At 29.8% G+C, this 16,311-nt stretch carries 19 protein-coding genes and 4 tRNA genes; 12 read left to right on the top strand and 11 right to left on the bottom strand.

Annotated elements, in window-relative coordinates; translation table 11 throughout:
* Positions 1-56: 56 nt before the first annotated feature.
* Complete coding sequence (gene dnaG / locus CQA76_RS01450) at positions 57-1,871, bottom strand: DNA primase (protein WP_137621672.1); 1,815 nt, start codon at positions 1,869-1,871, stop codon at positions 57-59.
* A 69-nt stretch (positions 1,872-1,940) separates the two neighbouring features.
* Between dnaG and CQA76_RS01445 the strand changes: the two genes are divergently transcribed.
* From CQA76_RS01445 to aroC, 4 genes are read left to right on the top strand one after another with little or no spacing between them, the layout of a single operon-like run.
* Positions 1,941-2,927: a hypothetical protein gene (locus CQA76_RS01445; RefSeq protein ID WP_137621671.1), complete on the top strand. Its 987-nt coding sequence runs from the start codon at positions 1,941-1,943 to the stop codon at positions 2,925-2,927.
* Positions 2,914-3,345 (top strand): ribonuclease HI, encoded by a 432-nt coding sequence (gene rnhA, locus CQA76_RS01440; RefSeq protein WP_137621728.1) that lies wholly within the window; start codon positions 2,914-2,916, stop codon positions 3,343-3,345. Before CQA76_RS01445 ends, rnhA begins: the two co-directional genes overlap by 14 nt.
* Entirely contained in the window at positions 3,342-4,019 is a 678-nt protein-coding gene (rnc, locus tag CQA76_RS01435; RefSeq protein WP_137621670.1) for a ribonuclease III, read from the top strand. The genes rnhA and rnc overlap by 4 nt, the downstream gene beginning before the upstream one ends.
* Entirely contained in the window at positions 4,016-5,104 is a 1,089-nt protein-coding gene (gene aroC / locus CQA76_RS01430) for a chorismate synthase (protein WP_137621669.1), read from the top strand. Before rnc ends, aroC begins: the two co-directional genes overlap by 4 nt.
* An 88-nt stretch (positions 5,105-5,192) precedes the next feature.
* Here the strand turns inward: aroC and CQA76_RS01425 are convergent, their stop codons facing one another.
* Complete coding sequence (locus tag CQA76_RS01425; protein WP_137621668.1) at positions 5,193-6,176, bottom strand: MnmA/TRMU family protein; 984 nt, start codon at positions 6,174-6,176, stop codon at positions 5,193-5,195.
* Positions 6,177-6,282: 106 nt separating this feature from the next.
* On the opposite strand from CQA76_RS01425, the gene CQA76_RS08975 reads away from it, so the two are divergent.
* From CQA76_RS08975 to CQA76_RS01410, 4 genes are all read left to right on the top strand, one after another.
* Entirely contained in the window at positions 6,283-6,438 is a 156-nt protein-coding gene (locus CQA76_RS08975; protein ID WP_170999697.1) for a hypothetical protein, read from the top strand.
* Between the two features lie 30 nt (positions 6,439-6,468).
* Positions 6,469-7,341 carry a hypothetical protein gene (locus CQA76_RS01420; RefSeq protein ID WP_137621667.1) on the top strand — a complete coding sequence of 291 codons (873 nt, stop codon included), beginning with the start codon at positions 6,469-6,471 and terminating at the stop codon, positions 7,339-7,341.
* A 114-nt stretch (positions 7,342-7,455) separates the two neighbouring features.
* Positions 7,456-7,653 carry a hypothetical protein gene (locus tag CQA76_RS01415; RefSeq protein WP_137621666.1) on the top strand — a complete coding sequence of 66 codons (198 nt, stop codon included), beginning with the start codon at positions 7,456-7,458 and terminating at the stop codon, positions 7,651-7,653.
* Positions 7,654-7,662: 9 nt separating this feature from the next.
* A complete protein-coding gene (locus tag CQA76_RS01410) occupies positions 7,663-8,619 on the top strand; it encodes a hypothetical protein (RefSeq protein ID WP_137621665.1) in 957 nt (318 codons plus the stop codon).
* Position 8,620: 1 nt separating this feature from the next.
* Here the strand turns inward: CQA76_RS01410 and CQA76_RS01405 are convergent, their stop codons facing one another.
* From CQA76_RS01405 to exbB, 3 genes are read right to left on the bottom strand one after another with little or no spacing between them, the layout of a single operon-like run.
* A complete protein-coding gene (locus CQA76_RS01405; protein ID WP_137621664.1) occupies positions 8,621-9,259 on the bottom strand; it encodes an energy transducer TonB in 639 nt (212 codons plus the stop codon).
* The gene (gene exbD / locus CQA76_RS01400) at positions 9,256-9,645 is read right to left on the bottom strand and encodes a TonB system transport protein ExbD (RefSeq protein ID WP_137621663.1); all 390 of its coding nucleotides are present in this window, start codon (positions 9,643-9,645) and stop codon (positions 9,256-9,258) included. The genes CQA76_RS01405 and exbD overlap by 4 nt, the downstream gene beginning before the upstream one ends.
* Positions 9,638-10,063 (bottom strand): TonB-system energizer ExbB, encoded by a 426-nt coding sequence (gene exbB, locus CQA76_RS01395; protein ID WP_137621662.1) that lies wholly within the window; start codon positions 10,061-10,063, stop codon positions 9,638-9,640. Before exbB ends, exbD begins: the two co-directional genes overlap by 8 nt.
* 161 nt (positions 10,064-10,224) lie before the next feature.
* Here exbB and CQA76_RS01390 point away from each other — a divergent pair, with 161 nt between their 5' ends.
* From CQA76_RS01390 to CQA76_RS01375, 4 genes are all read left to right on the top strand, one after another.
* Positions 10,225-10,962 (top strand): DUF4261 domain-containing protein, encoded by a 738-nt coding sequence (locus CQA76_RS01390; RefSeq protein WP_137621661.1) that lies wholly within the window; start codon positions 10,225-10,227, stop codon positions 10,960-10,962.
* A gap of 63 nt (positions 10,963-11,025) precedes the next feature.
* Complete coding sequence (locus CQA76_RS01385; RefSeq protein ID WP_137621660.1) at positions 11,026-11,442, top strand: PepSY-like domain-containing protein; 417 nt, start codon at positions 11,026-11,028, stop codon at positions 11,440-11,442.
* A 254-nt stretch (positions 11,443-11,696) separates the two neighbouring features.
* The gene (locus tag CQA76_RS01380) at positions 11,697-12,971 is read left to right on the top strand and encodes an SLC5/6 family protein (RefSeq protein ID WP_137621659.1); all 1,275 of its coding nucleotides are present in this window, start codon (positions 11,697-11,699) and stop codon (positions 12,969-12,971) included.
* Positions 12,972-12,977: 6 nt separating this feature from the next.
* The gene (locus CQA76_RS01375) at positions 12,978-14,339 is read left to right on the top strand and encodes an L-serine ammonia-lyase (protein WP_137621658.1); all 1,362 of its coding nucleotides are present in this window, start codon (positions 12,978-12,980) and stop codon (positions 14,337-14,339) included.
* 6 nt (positions 14,340-14,345) lie between these two features.
* Here the strand turns inward: CQA76_RS01375 and CQA76_RS01370 are convergent, their stop codons facing one another.
* From CQA76_RS01370 to CQA76_RS01345, 6 genes are all read right to left on the bottom strand, one after another.
* The gene (locus tag CQA76_RS01370) at positions 14,346-14,858 is read right to left on the bottom strand and encodes a hypothetical protein (protein WP_137621657.1); all 513 of its coding nucleotides are present in this window, start codon (positions 14,856-14,858) and stop codon (positions 14,346-14,348) included.
* Complete coding sequence (gene ribD / locus CQA76_RS01365; RefSeq protein ID WP_137621727.1) at positions 14,836-15,819, bottom strand: bifunctional diaminohydroxyphosphoribosylaminopyrimidine deaminase/5-amino-6-(5-phosphoribosylamino)uracil reductase RibD; 984 nt, start codon at positions 15,817-15,819, stop codon at positions 14,836-14,838. The genes CQA76_RS01370 and ribD overlap by 23 nt, the downstream gene beginning before the upstream one ends.
* 76 nt (positions 15,820-15,895) lie before the next feature.
* Positions 15,896-15,983: transfer RNA gene (locus CQA76_RS01360), tRNA-Ser, on the bottom strand.
* A 29-nt stretch (positions 15,984-16,012) separates the two neighbouring features.
* A tRNA-Cys gene (locus CQA76_RS01355) sits at positions 16,013-16,086 on the bottom strand.
* A 14-nt stretch (positions 16,087-16,100) separates the two neighbouring features.
* Positions 16,101-16,189, bottom strand: a tRNA-Leu gene (locus CQA76_RS01350).
* Positions 16,190-16,197: 8 nt separating this feature from the next.
* Positions 16,198-16,272: transfer RNA gene (locus CQA76_RS01345), tRNA-Gly, on the bottom strand.
* Positions 16,273-16,311 lie beyond the last annotated feature (39 nt).

The following is a 16,311-nucleotide window of genomic DNA, read 5'->3' as shown; positions in this document are numbered from 1 at the left end:
ACTTTAGCGTGATTGTGTTTAAAAAAAGGTAAATTAAATGTTTTTTCTTAAATCTTCTAAAAAGGTTCATTGTTAGATTCTTTTGCAAAATCAGTCTTTAATTCTTCCACATTGAATTTTTTAAGCGTCAGAATTTTATTTAAATTTTTAAATAATTGTTCCAATTTTGTTTCATTTTTTTCATTTTTTAAAATCGGTAAATACTCCTTTAAAAAAATCAGGCATCCTTCTTCTGATAAATTTTTATTTAAAATATAAGAGCTTTTATCGATTAAAGTGAAAAGTTGTTTTTTTAAAGCCAAAGTCGAGTTTGTAATATCAATATGGTTTAAAAAGGCTAAATTGACCTTACAAATTCCAAATAAAAATTCATTTTCGCTTAAATTTTTTCGGATATTTTTTTGTTCCAGTTCTCTTATATCACTATCTTCATAACCCTTTTTTTCTAAAATTTTTTCTAATAAAATTTTATGCTTAAAACAAACACTATCGCTAATTTGTTTAAAAAGTTCGTGCATATTGGAATTATTTTTTAAAAAATTGAGAATTTCAAGTTCTGTAATGTGTGTTTTTGTGTTTGGAATTTCTAAAGGAGTGGAATTTAAATTTTTATAAGATCTGAAATTCTTTGTTAAAATGATCAGCTTTTCTTCCACGCCTAAAAGTTTAGAAACGAGTTGTGTGTAAGAATTAGCAATTAGAGGTTCAAGAGTGAAAGTATATTTTTGCACACTCTCTAAGGCTTTTTGTTTATCAAGTGCTGAATCAAGCGTAAAATCTGCTATGATGCGTCTGATATAAAATTCTCCAAGTTCCACACCTTTTTCAAGCATATCATAAAGTTTCGCATTTTGATTGTTAGCGACTAATTCCGCAGGATCTTTTCCACCTTCTAAAATGGCGACTTTACCATCAATTTTATGAGTGCTAAGCAAAAAAGCTGATCTAGTAGCCGCTCTTAATCCTGCTTCATCGTTATCAAAGCAAAGTATCACTTTGGCTTCATAGCGACGGATTAAAGGCAAATGATGTTCGGTTAGTGCGGTGCCAAGAACGGCCACTGCATTATTAAAACCTGCTTTATGAAAAGCAATCGCATCCATATAGCCTTCGCAAACAATCATTTCCTTTTTTGCATTGATAGCATCTTTAGCCAAATGAAAAGCGTAAAAAATTCTACTTTTATCAAAAAGCATATTTTGAGGAGAATTAACATATTTTGCCATTACGTTTGGATTTATAGTTCTTCCACCAAAACCTACAAGTGTATTTTTTTGATCATAAATTGGAAAAGTGATGCGCCATATAAAACTCGCATAAATCTCGCCTTTTTCATCTTTCTTTAAAGCTCCAACCGCTAAAGCATCCTCGATGGATATATTTTCATTTTGCAGTAATCTCACGCTTTCTTCGCTTGATTTTGCAAAACCTAATTCAAATTTAGCAATGTCCTTATCGTCTAATTTTCTTGAGTAAAGATAGTCTAAAATTTCTTTATGATGAGAAAGATTATTTTTAAAATAAGCATTTAATTTAGGTAAAATATTTTTTAGATCTTTCTTGCTTTCATTTTTTTCTTTAGTATAACTTAGAGTAAAATTGCAAAGGCTGGCGACTTTTTCTACTGCATCAGAAAAATTTAATTTTTCATAGTCCATTACAAATTTAAAAGCATCTCCTCCTGCTTTACAGGCAAAACAATGATAAAAACCTTTTTGGGCGTTAATATGCATAGAAGGATTTTTATCTGCATGAAATGGACACACGCAAACAAAGCTAGAGCCTTGTTTTTTTACTTCAATGTAATTTTCAATAATATCAACAATATTAAGTCTTTGGGATAAATTTTCTATACTTTCTTTAGATATCATTTTAAAAACCTTAAATAAAATTATACAAAGATTTAGCTATAATTTGGCATAAAATTTTAAAGAGAGTTTATGGATTTTTTCTTTGTTGAATATAGAGATCCTTTGGTAGGACTCATCATTTTAACGATTTTAATCTTTGTTGTTGCTGTAGCAAATTATGTTTGGAAAGCTTTTTCAAATAAGGATGAAGAGCAAAAGCTTGAAAAATTTATTAAAAAATTCGAAATGGATAATGCACATAAAGACTTATTGAGAAACGAGAGATTGAGTTTTGGAAATTTGAGTTTTTTGGCTGATATTTTTACAAAAAGTGGAGAATTTGAGAAAGCAACTCAAATTTATTTGATTGCACTTGAAAAAAGCAAGGATAAAAATGAACAAGAATTTATTTTTATTGCTTTGGCAAATATTTATTTTAAAGCAGGATTTTTAGAACGAGCCAAAGAGGTTTTACTTCAAGCTTTAAAACTTCGTCCAAGAAATAAAGAAGCTTTAAAACTTCTTAAAATTGTGTATTTGAAATTAAAAGCTTATAAAGAAAATTTAGAGATTTTGGAATGTTTATTTGAACTTGGAGAGGATGTAGAAAAGGAGCAAGAATTCATCAAGGCTTTAAATTTACAAGCTTTAAATTCAAATGATGAGGAAAAGAAAGAAAAACTTTTAAAGCTTAAAATAAAAAATAATCCTATGCTAGGGCGTTTTATTTTTGAAAAATATTCTTTATTTTTAGGGCAAAATTTTAACGATATTTGTGATTTGCTTTATAAGCAAGATCAAGTTTTTAATCTAGAAAATCAAGAGTTTTTAGAATTTTTTTATGCTTTAGGCCATATTAGCAAAGATCAAATTCCAAGTCATTTTGTTTTTCAAAATTCAAATTTAAAAATGTTAAAAATTTTACGTGAAAATTCTTTTAAAGCAAGGCTTGAATTTTCTTATCGTTGTTCAGAATGCAAAAATATCATGCCTTTATTTTTTTATCATTGTCCCATGTGTTATGAATTTAATACCTGTAAGATTATTTGTGAAGTGAAAAATGATGAAATGTGTTGAAATTTATACCGATGGTTCTTGTCTTAATAATCCAGGTTTTGGAGGATGGGCGTATATAGTGCGTTATAAAGGGCATCAAAAGGAAGGCTTTGGATCGAAAAAAAATACTACTAATAATCGTATGGAATTAATGGCTATTATTGAAGCTTTAAAAATTTTAAAAGAGCCTTGTGAAGTCAAACTTTTTACTGATTCAAATTTGATGGTTCAAAGTATTAATGAATGGCTTGATGATTGGATTAAAAAGGATTTTAAAGGTAAAAAAAATGTAGATTTGTGGAAAGAATATTTACAAGTATCAAAATCGCATCAAATTCAAGCTTTTTGGATCAAAGCACACAATGGGCATGAGGAAAATGAAAGATGTGATATTTTAGCAAGAGAGGCGGCTTTAAAATTGCAAAAGGAAAATCAATGAAAAATATCGAGCTTTTAGAACAAAACTTAGGTTATCAATTTAAAGATAAAAATCTTCTCACACAAGCACTGACTCACAAAAGTTGTAAAAAATCTTATAATAATGAGCGTTTGGAATTTTTAGGGGATGCGGTGCTTGATTTGATCGTAGGGGAGTATTTATTTCATAAATTTGGAAAAGACGCTGAAGGCGATTTGTCAAAATTAAGAGCCGCTTTAGTGAATGAAAAATCCTTTGCAAAAATTGCCGATAGTTTAAATTTGGGTGATTTTATTTTTATGAGTGCATCTGAAGAAAATAATGGAGGAAGGCAAAAGCCTTCCATTCTTTCTGATGCCCTAGAAGCGATCATAGGATCTATTCATTTAGAATCAGGCTTTGAATGTGCAAGAAATATCGCTTTAAAACTCATAGAAAATAATTTTCCAAAAATTGATGCAAAAAATTTAATCAAAGATTATAAAACAAGACTGCAAGAGATCACTCAAGGCACCATAGGAAAAACTCCAGAATACGAAACACTGCGTGCTTTTGGGCCCGATCATTTAAAACAATTTGAAATTGCTTTAAAGCTAGAGGGTAAGGAAATTGCAAGAGCTATTGCAAAAAGCAAAAAAGAGGCACAACAAATGGCGGCAAAAATTGCACTTGAAAAATTGGAAAATTTATCATGAATACCTTTGGCACAAGATTAAAATTTACAAGTTTTGGAGAATCTCACGGAGTAGCTGTGGGTTGTGTGATAGATGGAATGCCTGCTGGTGTAAAATTTGATGAGGAATTTTTACAAAATGAACTCGATAAACGCAAAGGTGGAAATCAATTTTCAACCCCAAGAAAAGAAAGCGATAAAGCACAAGTTTTAAGCGGAGTTTTTGAGGGATACACCACAGGCCATCCTATTGCCATAGTTGTTTTTAATGAAAATGCACGTTCTAAGGATTATAATGATTTTAAAGATGTATTTCGCCCTGCACACGCTGATTTTACTTATTTTCATAAATATGGCTTAAGAGATTATAGAGGCGGTGGAAGATCAAGTGCTAGAGAAAGTGTTGCTAGGGTAGCTGGGGGTGCTGTATGTGCGATGCTTTTGAATGAATTTGATATTTGTGTTCAAAGTGGAGTTTTTGGAGTAGGGAGGTTAAAATCAAATTTAAATGAGGATCAATTTGATTTTAAATGGGCACAAGAAAGTGAGATTTTTTGTCTTGATCCTAGTTTAGAAAATGATTTTAAAGCTGAAATTTTAAATGCAAAAAAATCTAAAGATAGTTTAGGCGCAGCGGTTTTTACAAGAGTAACTGGGATGATGAAAGGATTTGGAGAAGTTCTTTATGATAAATTAGATTCTAAACTCGCCCATGCTTTAATGGGGATTAATGCTGTTAAGGCAGTAGAAATTGGTGAGGGGATTAATGCAAGCAAAATGTATGGATCTCAAAATAATGATATTTTAAAGGATAATAAATTCTTAAGCAATCATAGTGGGGGCATTTTAGGTGGAATTTCAAATGGAGAAGATCTTGTTTTAAAAACTTATTTTAAACCCACTCCTTCTATTTTTAGAGAACAAGAAAGTATGGATAAATTTGGAAATAATGTGAAATTAGAATTAAAAGGCAGACACGATCCTTGCGTTGGCATACGTGGAAGTGTTGTGGTTAATGCTATGGTGCGTTTAGTTTTAGCTGATTGTTTGCTTTTAAATGCGAGTTCTAATTTAAATAATTTGAAAAAAATTTATAATCTAAAATAAAAAAAAAGCCCGTTTTGAAACGGGCTTTTATAGCAATATTTTGAAAAGATTCAATCACTATATCGTTCTTTTTTGAAATTAGTTTATACTAACTGATAAAAAATTTGCTAATTTGTGTTTTATCTTCAAAAGCTGAGGTGATAAATTTTTGGTTTTTAAATTCTAATTCATAGTTGGTATTTATATCGCATTTGGTGTAAGTTAAAGCAATTTTTAAAGCAAGTTCTATATCCTCATTACTTGCATTTGTGCTAAGCAAAGAATAAGCTCCTATTAAATTTCCTATGTTTATAACTTCATATTTTGGAGTTTTTAAATTTCTTAAAAGTTCATTTTCTAATTCATTACGTCCTATGATCATTTTAGCGCCCATAGGCAATCTTAAATGACGTCCGTATTTTAAAAGTTGTGCGTCATTAACTTGCATATCTTTATCAAATTGTATAAAATCGCGAATTTTTTTAGCAAAACTATCAAGGGTTAATAAACATCCTCCACCTGGGCTTTCAAAATCTTCAAGTCCAAATTGTGCAGCCAGTTCCAGTTGTCTTTTGCGACTTCTTCCACTAATGCCTTCTAGTTTTTCTCTATCCACCCAACCTTCTCTTTCAGGCTTTGTTAGAGGTAAATTTTTGGCGCACATAGGACGCAAGATAAGATCCTCTTCATCAAGGGCTAATTTTTTAACCTTAGCCATAGCGTCATTTCTTTGACTCATCGGTCTTTGTCCTAAGACTTCTCCGGTGATGATAAAACTTGCATTTTCTTCTTTTAGCATAGCAAGAGCAGTTTTAAACATAAAAGCATGGCAATCTATGCAAGGGTTAAAATGCTTACCATAGCCATATTGTGGATTAAAAAGAACTTCTTGTAAATAAGAATTTCTTACATCGATCATTTCAAAATCTGCACCCACCATAGCCGCTCTTTTTTTCATGATCTCACTTTTATCGCTTGTGCTTCCAAAACCTATATTAATATTTAGAGCTTTTACTTCTATACCTTGAGAAGTGATGAGTTTCATTGCTAACATACTATCAAGGCCACCACTAAAAAGGGCTAATGCTTTCATTGTATTCCTTATTACATTCTTTATTATATAAAATCTTTTTCTTTTTTGTCGATATCAAATTTATAATTATATCAAAAACTAGCTTATAATATTAAGGGTTTTAATCATGAGAAAAATATTTTTTATTTTTATACTTTTGGGTGTAGTGTATGCTAAAAATTCCTGTCCCGATTATAAAGAAAGATTGAAAAAATGCAATGCTTTACCAACGCAGCATCAAAGAAAAATGTGCCGTTTGGGTTTATTTGCATCTTGTAAATAATGTTAATTTGTAAATTTTAAAGGATGATTTATGGATAAATTAACAATGAATGGTTTTAATACTTTGTCAAACAATCAAAATGTTACAAATCGTAAAGAAATTTTAGAATTAAAGACTGAAGAAAAGGATAAACTCAAAGTTAATGATCTTTCAGATCATAATAATTTTGGCAAGAAAATTATTTTTGAAGATAAAGAAGGTGAGTTGATATCTTTAAATTTAAGCGAAGAAAATTATAAAAATTTGCAAAATCATTTTAGTTCTTATACAAATTATATTGCTAGAGATGATGGAGCTATAAGATTAAATGGAGAAGCAAATGAATTTGTTTCTAATTGGTTTGAAAATGCGAAGAATGAATTTTTCAGTGTTAAATCTACACAAAGTGATAAAAAAATCAGCATAAGTTTTCACCAAAATACTTTGCATGAAAGTATGCAGAATTTAGGTTTAAAACATAACGATTCATTATCTGATGATGCGAGCATAGAAGAAAAATTGAATTTTTTCATAGATAAAGATGTCAATAAAGATGGAAATATTGATGATAATGATATTAAAGAACCGAGTTTAAGAGAAATTTTGAGTGATTTAAAAGAAGTTTCAGGAGGTGGAGCAAATGCTATGCAAAGTGTTGATCCACAAAAAACGCAAAAAAAAGATGATGATGAAGCTAAGATTAAAGAAAAAGAAAAAGATGATGAAGATTTACTTCAAAAGGCTCAAGAAAAAGGTTTAAGTTCTTTAAGCGCTGATGAACAAGCCAAACTTAAGGCAAGCAATCCAAAGGAATTTGAAGAACTTCAAGACAAATCTTTAGATGAGTTAGCTAAGAACTTAAGCAAAGATTTGATGCAACAAATCAATGATAATGAAGCCATATTTGTCGATAAAAGAGTGTGAATAAAAGTAACATAATTTTTTGTAACTTTTAAATTTATCATATAAAATATTTGTTTTTTATAATTTTTCTGTTAGTATATAAGTGTAATTAAAAATTAAAAAGAAAGGGAAAAAATGAAAAAAGTATTATTAGTTGCTATTTTTAGTTTGGCTTTTTCAAATGTTGCTTTTGCGAGTTCTGATTGTGGTGTAACATGTCAGACAAAAAGACAACAATGGAATATTTATTACAATAAACTAAGATATTGTGATAGATTGCCTTATTATCAAGCTACTATGTGTCGTTTGGCAGCTGCTCATTTCAAACCTTAAGGATAAGTGATGAAAATTGCTAAAGATGTAACAATTATCGGATTAAATGATGTAATGGCTTATTCTAAAAGAGCCTATTTAGATAAAAAAGATCTTCAAGGTTTAAAGCAAGAAGAATTTAATCCAGAAGATTTTTTAGTAAAACTCAATCCTGAAAGTGAAAGAGAAAAATCTGGTATTAAAGTTATATTTGAAGATGAAGAAAGTTCTTTATTTGTAAGTTTGAATTTAACTAAAAGTAATTTTCAAAATATTTTAAAACATTTTGGCGATAAGGAGGATTATTTCTTAAGAGAAGATGGTTCGATTAGACTAAATGGAAAAGCTCAAAATTTTGTAGCAGGTTGGTTTAAAAATGCAGCTTACGATTTAAATTATCTAAAAGCAGATGCAGATAAAAATGGAATCATTCAAGGCAAAGAAAATAATAATCTTTATCTTTATAATGTTATATATACTCCTGATAATCCTAAAGGTGGAGCCAATGATCTAATCAGACAACTTTATATTACCACAGGGGGTAAAAGTATAGCAGGAGATGATGGTGAAGAAAGAGATTTAGAAAGTGCTTTAAATGCCCTGCTTTATTTTGATAAAAATGCTGATGGTAAAATCACTGTTTTGGAAGCAGAAGGTTCTAAAGATCGAATTTTGGCTAACGCACAAGCTATGTTTGATAATGGAAGCTCTGTAAGCAAGACGCTTTTGCAAAAATTAAAGAAAATGCAAGAAGAAATTGATAATGCGAGTGATGAGCAAGAAGATTCTGATATCAAAAATAAAGCTTTAGATCAAGGTTTAAGTGCTTTAAATATGCAAGAACTTTTAGAATTCAAGCAAAAATATCCTGATGAGTATGAGAAGTTAAAACAAAAGGATTTAGAGGATTTGAGCAAAAATTTAAGCCTTGATTTGCAAAAAGAAATGGATTATGGAAGTTTAAGTATCATAGATAAATTAGCTTAACTTATCCTTTTAAACTATATACTATAGGAAGTGTGATCCTTAAATCGTTTTTATAGTAAGGAAAATTCACCGAAGCTTTACGGATGCTTTCTAAGGCATTTTTGTCTAAAAGAGTGTATCCAGAGCTTTGGATTATCTTTAATTCTGCTAAAGTTTTATTTTCTTTCCATAAAAATTCTACTTTGACAACCCCTTGCATACGCATTTTTTGAGCTTGTTTAGGATAGTTTTGAGCTTTTTGAATGGCTTTTTGAATTTCTTCAAGCAGTGGATGCTTATCTTTGCCTTGTGTGAGTTGTGTTATTTGAGGAGAAGGATTTTTTATAGTTTGATTTGTTGGTGCTGGGTTTGATACAGTTGTGATTTGTTTTTGTTCTATTTTTTTGACTTTTGTTACATCTTTTTTTATAGGTTTAGTTCTCTCAGGTTTGGGCATTATTTTTTCTAAAGTTTTATTTTCTTGTATAGGTGTAGAATTTGATCCCACAAATTGTTTCATGGATAAGGCAAAAACTTCTTCATTTTTAAATTCTATTTTAAAAAAGTCAGCAGATCGAAACACTAGAAAAAATATAGGTAAAAAAGTTAAAAAGGATATATAAAAAGCTTGATATTTGTGATTTAAAAATAAGCTTTTCATTTACTTTTCTCCGTGATAATTTGGAATTTTTCATGCTCTTTAGTTTTTAATAGATCAATAATTTGAACAAAGCTTTCAAATTTGGCATTTTTATCACTTTTTAATTCTACTATAGTTTTTTCATCAAGTTGCGATATAGCATTTTTTAATTGATCTAGAGTTGCTATTTTATTGTCTAAATAAAAAATATTTTTTTCATCAATTGTAATGAGAAGTTTTTTTTCATTTTCATTAAGACTGATAGAGCTTTCACTTTTAGGAAGATTGATTTGGATTTTACCCTGTGCAATAAAAGTTGAAATACTAAGCACTATGGCAAGCAAAACTAGCATAATATCTATGAATGGAACTATATTTAAACCTTCGTTTTTTGGAAGTTTAAGCATCTTTGTTTGCCTTGTATTTATTGCTTAAAAGCGAAATTTTGCGCAATAAAGCATTGTATGCTATAAGAGTTGGAATGGCAACTAAAAGACCCAAAGCCGTAGCTTTAAGTGCTAAAGAAAGTCCTATAACTATAGATTTTACATCTATATTACCTACTAAACCCATTTCATAAAAAGTAACCATAATACCAATAACTGTTCCTAAAAGTCCAATATAAGGAGCATTAGAATAAATAATATAGATAGTGGTTAAATTTTCGCTGATTGCATCATCAAATTCTTCTTGATTTTTATAATCTTTAAAATCAATTTTTCTAAAAAATAATATTCTTTCGATCACGCACCAAAGAGCTACAAATGCCATAATTCCAAGAATTATAAAGATAATCAAATCAATATAATTTCTTAAAAATTCCATATCAACTCCGTTGAATTTTTGTTTAAATTTAGAGCGATTATACTACAACAAAAATAAAACTATAATTAATATTAATTATCATAATTTTTAAAAATTATTTCTCAAATCAAGCTATTATAAGATATAATAAAAATCATAAAAAAATAAATTAAGGGAGTTGTATGGAACAAAATCATAATTTTACTTCTTTTGTCCTTTTAAATGATAGTGAATTTGATTTTTTAAAATTAAATTCTTTACTTAAAAGCGAATTTGGTATATTGATTCCGGAAGAAAATTTCAATCAAGATGGTGTTATTTTTTATCATAAAAATATGTTAGTTACTTTAGGTTTGATTAAAAACCCTATACCTAATGAAGAAGCCGAGTATTATGCAAAATTTAATTTTATGTGGAAAGATGCTTTAGAAGAGACTAAAAAACATAAAGCCCATCTTCTTGTAGCTGTACTTAGCCAAACTGAAAGTAAGCTAGAACAAGCTAAGCTTTTTACCCAAGTTGCATCTGCATGTTTGCAAGATCAAAATGCCTTAGGATTTTATACGGGTGGGGTTGTTTTAGAACCTAAATTTTACATTGAAAATGCAAAGATGTTACAAGAAAATCGCTTACCAGTTTATAATTGGATTTACGTAAGCGTTTATCCTAGTGAAGATGGTATCAATGCTTATACTTATGGATTAAGAAATTTTGACAAATTAGAGCTTGAGGTAATCAATAGTAAGCTTACTGAAAAAGAATTATTTTTTACTATATATGATATTGTATTGCATATTTTAACTTACAACATTGATTCAAAAGATTTAAATACTTTAAAATTTGAAGATGGTAAGAATATCCAATTTTTAAAAAGCGAAGGAATAAGCGTTGAGGGAGAAAGTTTAAAGATAAGTTTTTAAGTTTCACATTTGCTTCACAAAGTTAGGTTAAATTTTCTCCAACCAAAATCAAAAGGAGAAAAAATGAAAATAAAATTAGGTTTAGTAACTTTACTTGGTGCTACAGTGCTTTTAGCTAGAGATATTGTTGTTCCTGCAAACACTCTTCCACAAAATGCACAAAATTTTATTGCTAGCAATTTTAAAAATACACAAATTGCCTTGGTTAAAAAGGATATTGATTCTTACGATGTAACTTTAAGCAATGGAATGGAGATTGATTTTATGATCAATGGGGATTGGAAAGAAGTAGATGGCAAGTATCAAGCGTTGCCTAATACGATTTTACCAAATATTATGTCTAAAATAACTGCAACTTCTAATGCACAAATTGTAGAAGTAAGTAAAGAAGTTAATGGGTATAAATTCGAAACAAATAATTATATGAAAATTTATACAGATACTCAAGGCAATATATTAGGGCAAAAATTTGATCATTAATTTTCATAAAGTTTATATTAAAATATTTGGAATTTTCCAAATATTTTAATGCTCTGTAAAATAAAAAATTTAAACTTCAATTTGATTTTTTAATGGTAAATTCTTTATATTTTTATCTATACATATCGTTTCGTTAAGATTTAATTTATAAAATATTGAATAAATTTCCTCTAAGACATTGTTTCATTTACTAAAAATTTGTTACAATCGTATAAATATTTTATTTACACTTTAAATTAAAAAAGGAAAAAATGATGGATACTTCTAATAATAAATGGACGAGCCATGATATACGGTGGATACTATCCCTTTTTGGGACAGCAATTGGTGCAGGTGTTCTTCTGCTTCCAATCAGTGCAGGACTCGGAGGACTTATTCCGCTTTTGATTATACTTGTTTTAGCTTTTCCTATGACTTATTTAGCTCATAGAAATTTATGCCGTTTTGTTCTTTCGAGTTCAAACCCAAGAGATGATATTACTTTCGTTGCAGAGAGTTATTTTGGCAAGGGTGGTGGATTTTTAATCACTGTATTATATTTTTTTGCTATTTTGCCTATTTTATTGGTTTATAGTGCAAATCTTACCACTACTTTGATTGAATTTTTAATCAATCAATTTAATTTTGACGCAGATGCAGTTCATGGAGCACGTTGGTGGATAGGTTTATTGATTGTTGGTGCTTTGGTGCTTATTTCTATATTTGGAGAAAACGTTGTTACCAAAGCTATGAGTTTTCTTGTTTTCCCTTTCATTATATTTTTATTTATTCTTTCCTTACTTTTAATCCCTCAATGGAATACAGCTCTTTTTACAAATATAGATTTTTCAGTATTTCAAACAAGTAATTTTTGGGTGACTTTATGGCTTGTAATTCCTGTGATGGTATTTAGTTTTAACCATTCTCCTATTATTTCATCTTTAGCGTGTTTTTGTAAAAAAGAATATGGTGATGATGCAGAGTTTCGTGCTAGAAGAATTATTTCTTGGGCTGTTGTTTTAATGGTTTTTGTAGTTATGTTTTTTATTTTTTCTTGTGCTTTAACCTTCACTCCTGAAGAATTTGCTTCTGCAAAAGCTCAAAATGTTAATATTTTAACTTTTATTGCAAATAAATTCCCTCAAGTAGCCGTTTTAACATATGTTGGACCTATTGTTGCTCTTGTTGCGATCAGTAAGAGTTTCTTAGGACATTATCTTGGCTCCCAAGAAGGTTTAAATGGTATTTTATATAAAGCAAGTAATGGAAAAATTCAAGGTAAATTAGCTCAAACTTTAACAGCAATTATTACTTTTGCGATTGCTTGGTATGTGGCTTATGAAAATCCAAGCGTTATAGGTATTATTGAGACTATAGGTGGTCCTATTTTAGCGATATTGCTTTTCTTAATGCCCATTTATTGTATTTATCGTTTTGATATTTTGGCAAAATTCCGTAGTAAAGCTTTAGATATTTTTATTGCTATTATGGGGATTGTAGCTATTTCAGCTGTTATACATAATCTTATTTTAGAATATTTTGTAAAGTAGAATACGATGAGTAATTTTAGTATTTTTAAAATTGGAGTAGGTCCTTCATCATCGCATACTTTAGGACCTATGCTTGCTGGGAATTTGTTTTGTAAAAAAGTTGCTAAAAAATTAAATGAAATTGAAAAAATTCAAATAATCTTATACGGTTCTTTATCTTTAACAGGTAAAGGGCATTTAAGCGATAAAGCTGTAATTTGGGGTCTAAATGGCTTAGAGGCTAGAAATTTAAGTGCTCCTATACAAGAAGAAGTCAATAAGAATGCTTTAGATAAAGGAAAAATCAATTTATGTGGTGAAAAAGAATTGAATTTTAATTATGAAAAAGATTTGATTTTTTCTAAAGATTTTTTACCTTTGCACGAAAATGGTATGCAAATAAAGGCTTTTGATTCAAAAGGTGAAATAATAGAAGAAGAAACTTATTATTCAGTAGGTGGTGGTTTTGTTTTAACAGCCCAAGAACTAGAAAAAAGAGGCAAAAATTCAAGTCAAAGCACAACGAAACTAGATATAGAGCTTAACAATGCTCAACAAGCCCTAGATTTTTGTGAAAAGAATGGTTGGGACTTAGCCGAACTTTCTTATCATTATGAACTGCAATTTCATACCAAAGAAGAGATTAGATCTTATTGCTTAGAGATTTGGGAAGTGATGCAAGAAGTATATTATAATGGTACTCATCCTACCGAAGAGTATCTACCGGGAAAACTTAATTTAAGACGTCGTGCTAAGGGTATGAAAGAACGTATTGCTATGACAGCTGATCCTATGGGAATGATTGATTTTATTTCTTTATACGCTATTGCAGTTGCAGAAGAAAATGCTAGTGGAGCAAAAGTTGTTACTGCTCCTACAAATGGTGCTTGTGCTGTTATTCCTGCTGTAATGCTTTATCTTAAAAATCATACTATAGGTTTTAATGATGAACAAGCTATAAATTTTTTATTGACGGCTATGTTGATCGGTTCTTTATATAAAAAAAATGCGAGTATTAGTGGAGCTGAAGCTGGATGTCAAGCTGAGATTGGAAGTGCTAGTTCTATGGCTGCTGCTGCAATGGCTACAGTTTTGGGTGCGAATGCTTTTAAAGCTTGTAATGCTGCTGAAATGGCAATGGAGCATCATTTAGGATTGACTTGTGATCCTGTTATGGGTCTTGTTCAAATTCCTTGTATAGAAAGAAATGCTTTTGGAGCGATTAAAGCCATCAGTGCGGCTAGAATGGCAATGACTAGACAATCAACACCTAGAGTAGGTCTTGATGAAGTAATAGAAACTATGTATGAAACTGGAAAAGATATGAATTATAAATATAAAGAAACTTCTTTGGGCGGTCTTGCTACGAATTTAAAAACCGTATGTTAAAGCATTTTATGCTTTAACATTTTTTCTTTTTTTTAAAAACTCTTTCATTTCTTCTTTTGAAAATTTTTTTAACAAACTAATATGTTTAAAGAGTAAATTGGTACTTATAGAGCTTGTGATTAAAATTATGATACATATAGCTAAAAAAAATAAATCAATAATACTAAACTCCATTATAAACAAGCTTATAAAGAACAAACTCACAAAAAACAAAAAGGATAAAAGCAAGCTTTGTTTCATTTGTATTTCACTAAAGTTGTCTGAATTTTGGGTTAGATTTTTAAAAAATATAATTTTTTCACTAATATTTAAAATAAGAATTTCATCATTTTCTTTAAAAATTTGATCTTTTATTCCTTGATAAACAAAAGTTTCTCCATTCGGATTAAATTCATCTTTGTAAGCTTTTAAAATATAATCTTTTAAAATAATATTTTTAATATCGCTTTTCTTTTCAATTTTAAACAAATTAAAATCATATTTTACGCGAAAAATTTTATTCAGATTCATAAATGCCATAAGTATCACTTCCTAAAAAATTTTTATAAAGCGGTTTTAAATTTAAAGGTATTGTAACATTTTTTTTATTGTTTAGAATTGAACTTTGAAAAATTAAAAATAAATCCATCTCATTTTTAAAATTTTTGAGGAAATTTTCTCCACCCTCATACATGATAAATTTAGCTTTTTCAGGAATTTCTGTATATATATTTCGATTTGGAATTTTAAATAAAGGGATATTTTGGTCAAAACTTTCTAATTTATTACGACTTAAAATACAAAGATCAGGTGCTTTTCCTTGGCAAAGTCTTGCATCGAGTGTTGGTTTATCAATCCTGATAGTTTCTCCGCCTACTACTAATAAATCAATAACAGAACGAATTTTATGAGCATAAGTTCTGCTTAACTCATTGCTAACAATTTTTCCAAGAGGCGAACCACTCATGGAAATAGCGAGTTTAAAAAGTTTAAATTGTCCTTTTTGCCATTTTAAAAAAGGTTTTAAAAGATCCTTTCCTTCTTTTTCGAGTATACCAAATTCTACCTCTATGCCATGTTTTCTTAAAAAATCTCCTCCGCCTTTTGCGATATCATTTTCATCTTTAACGCTGATAAAAATTTTTTTAAAACCAAGCTCACTAAAAAGTTTCGCACAAGGTGGAGTTTTTCCTTGATGAGAGCAAGGTTCTAAGGTAACAAAGGCAATCGCTCCTTTAAACATATTTTGATGATTTTTGCAAATAAAATCATGCAAAGCATTAGCTTCCTTAGGTAAGGAAATTTCAGGTTTTAATTTTTTAAAAGCATAGCTAATCGCATTTAATTCTGCATGTGCTAAACCTGCTTTTTCATGTGCTTTTATAGCTAATATTTTTTCATTTTTGTCTAAAATCACACAGCCTACTGCTGGATTAGGATAAGTTAAAAATTGATATTTCCAAGCCTCATTTAAGGCTAATTGCATATAAAATTCTTTCATTTTTTCCATCTAAAATTCTTTTTAGAATGATTATATAATATTATTATATTTTTGTATAGTATATTAAAGAAGTTAGTGGCCGGGAGAAAGGGATTCGAACCCCTGGAGGTGTTACCCTCAACGGTTTTCAAGACCGCCGCTTTCGACCACTCAGCCATCTCCCGATAAGTTTATAAATAGTTTTTGTGCCTTTTGGAGGCGACATCCGGATTCGAACCGGAGATCAAGGCTTTGCAGGCCCATGCCTTACCGCTTGGCTATGTCGCCCTGATAATTCGAAGTGGTGCCCGAGGCCGGACTTGAACCGGCACGGAAGAAAAATTCCGAGGGATTTTAAGTCCCTTGTGTCTACCAATTCCACCACCCGGGCGGGTGATATGGAGCGGGAAACGAGATTCGAACTCGCGACCCCAACCTTGGCAAGGTTGTGCTCTACCCCTGAGCTATTCCCGCAAAGTTAAAGACAAAATTTTATCAAAATAAACTTAAAGA

This window comes from Campylobacter aviculae (genome assembly GCF_005406215.1).
Taxonomy (GTDB): Bacteria; Campylobacterota; Campylobacteria; order Campylobacterales; family Campylobacteraceae; genus Campylobacter_D; species Campylobacter_D aviculae.
Note: the sequence above shows the minus strand (reverse complement) of the source record. Positions and strands in the feature narration are given on the sequence as shown.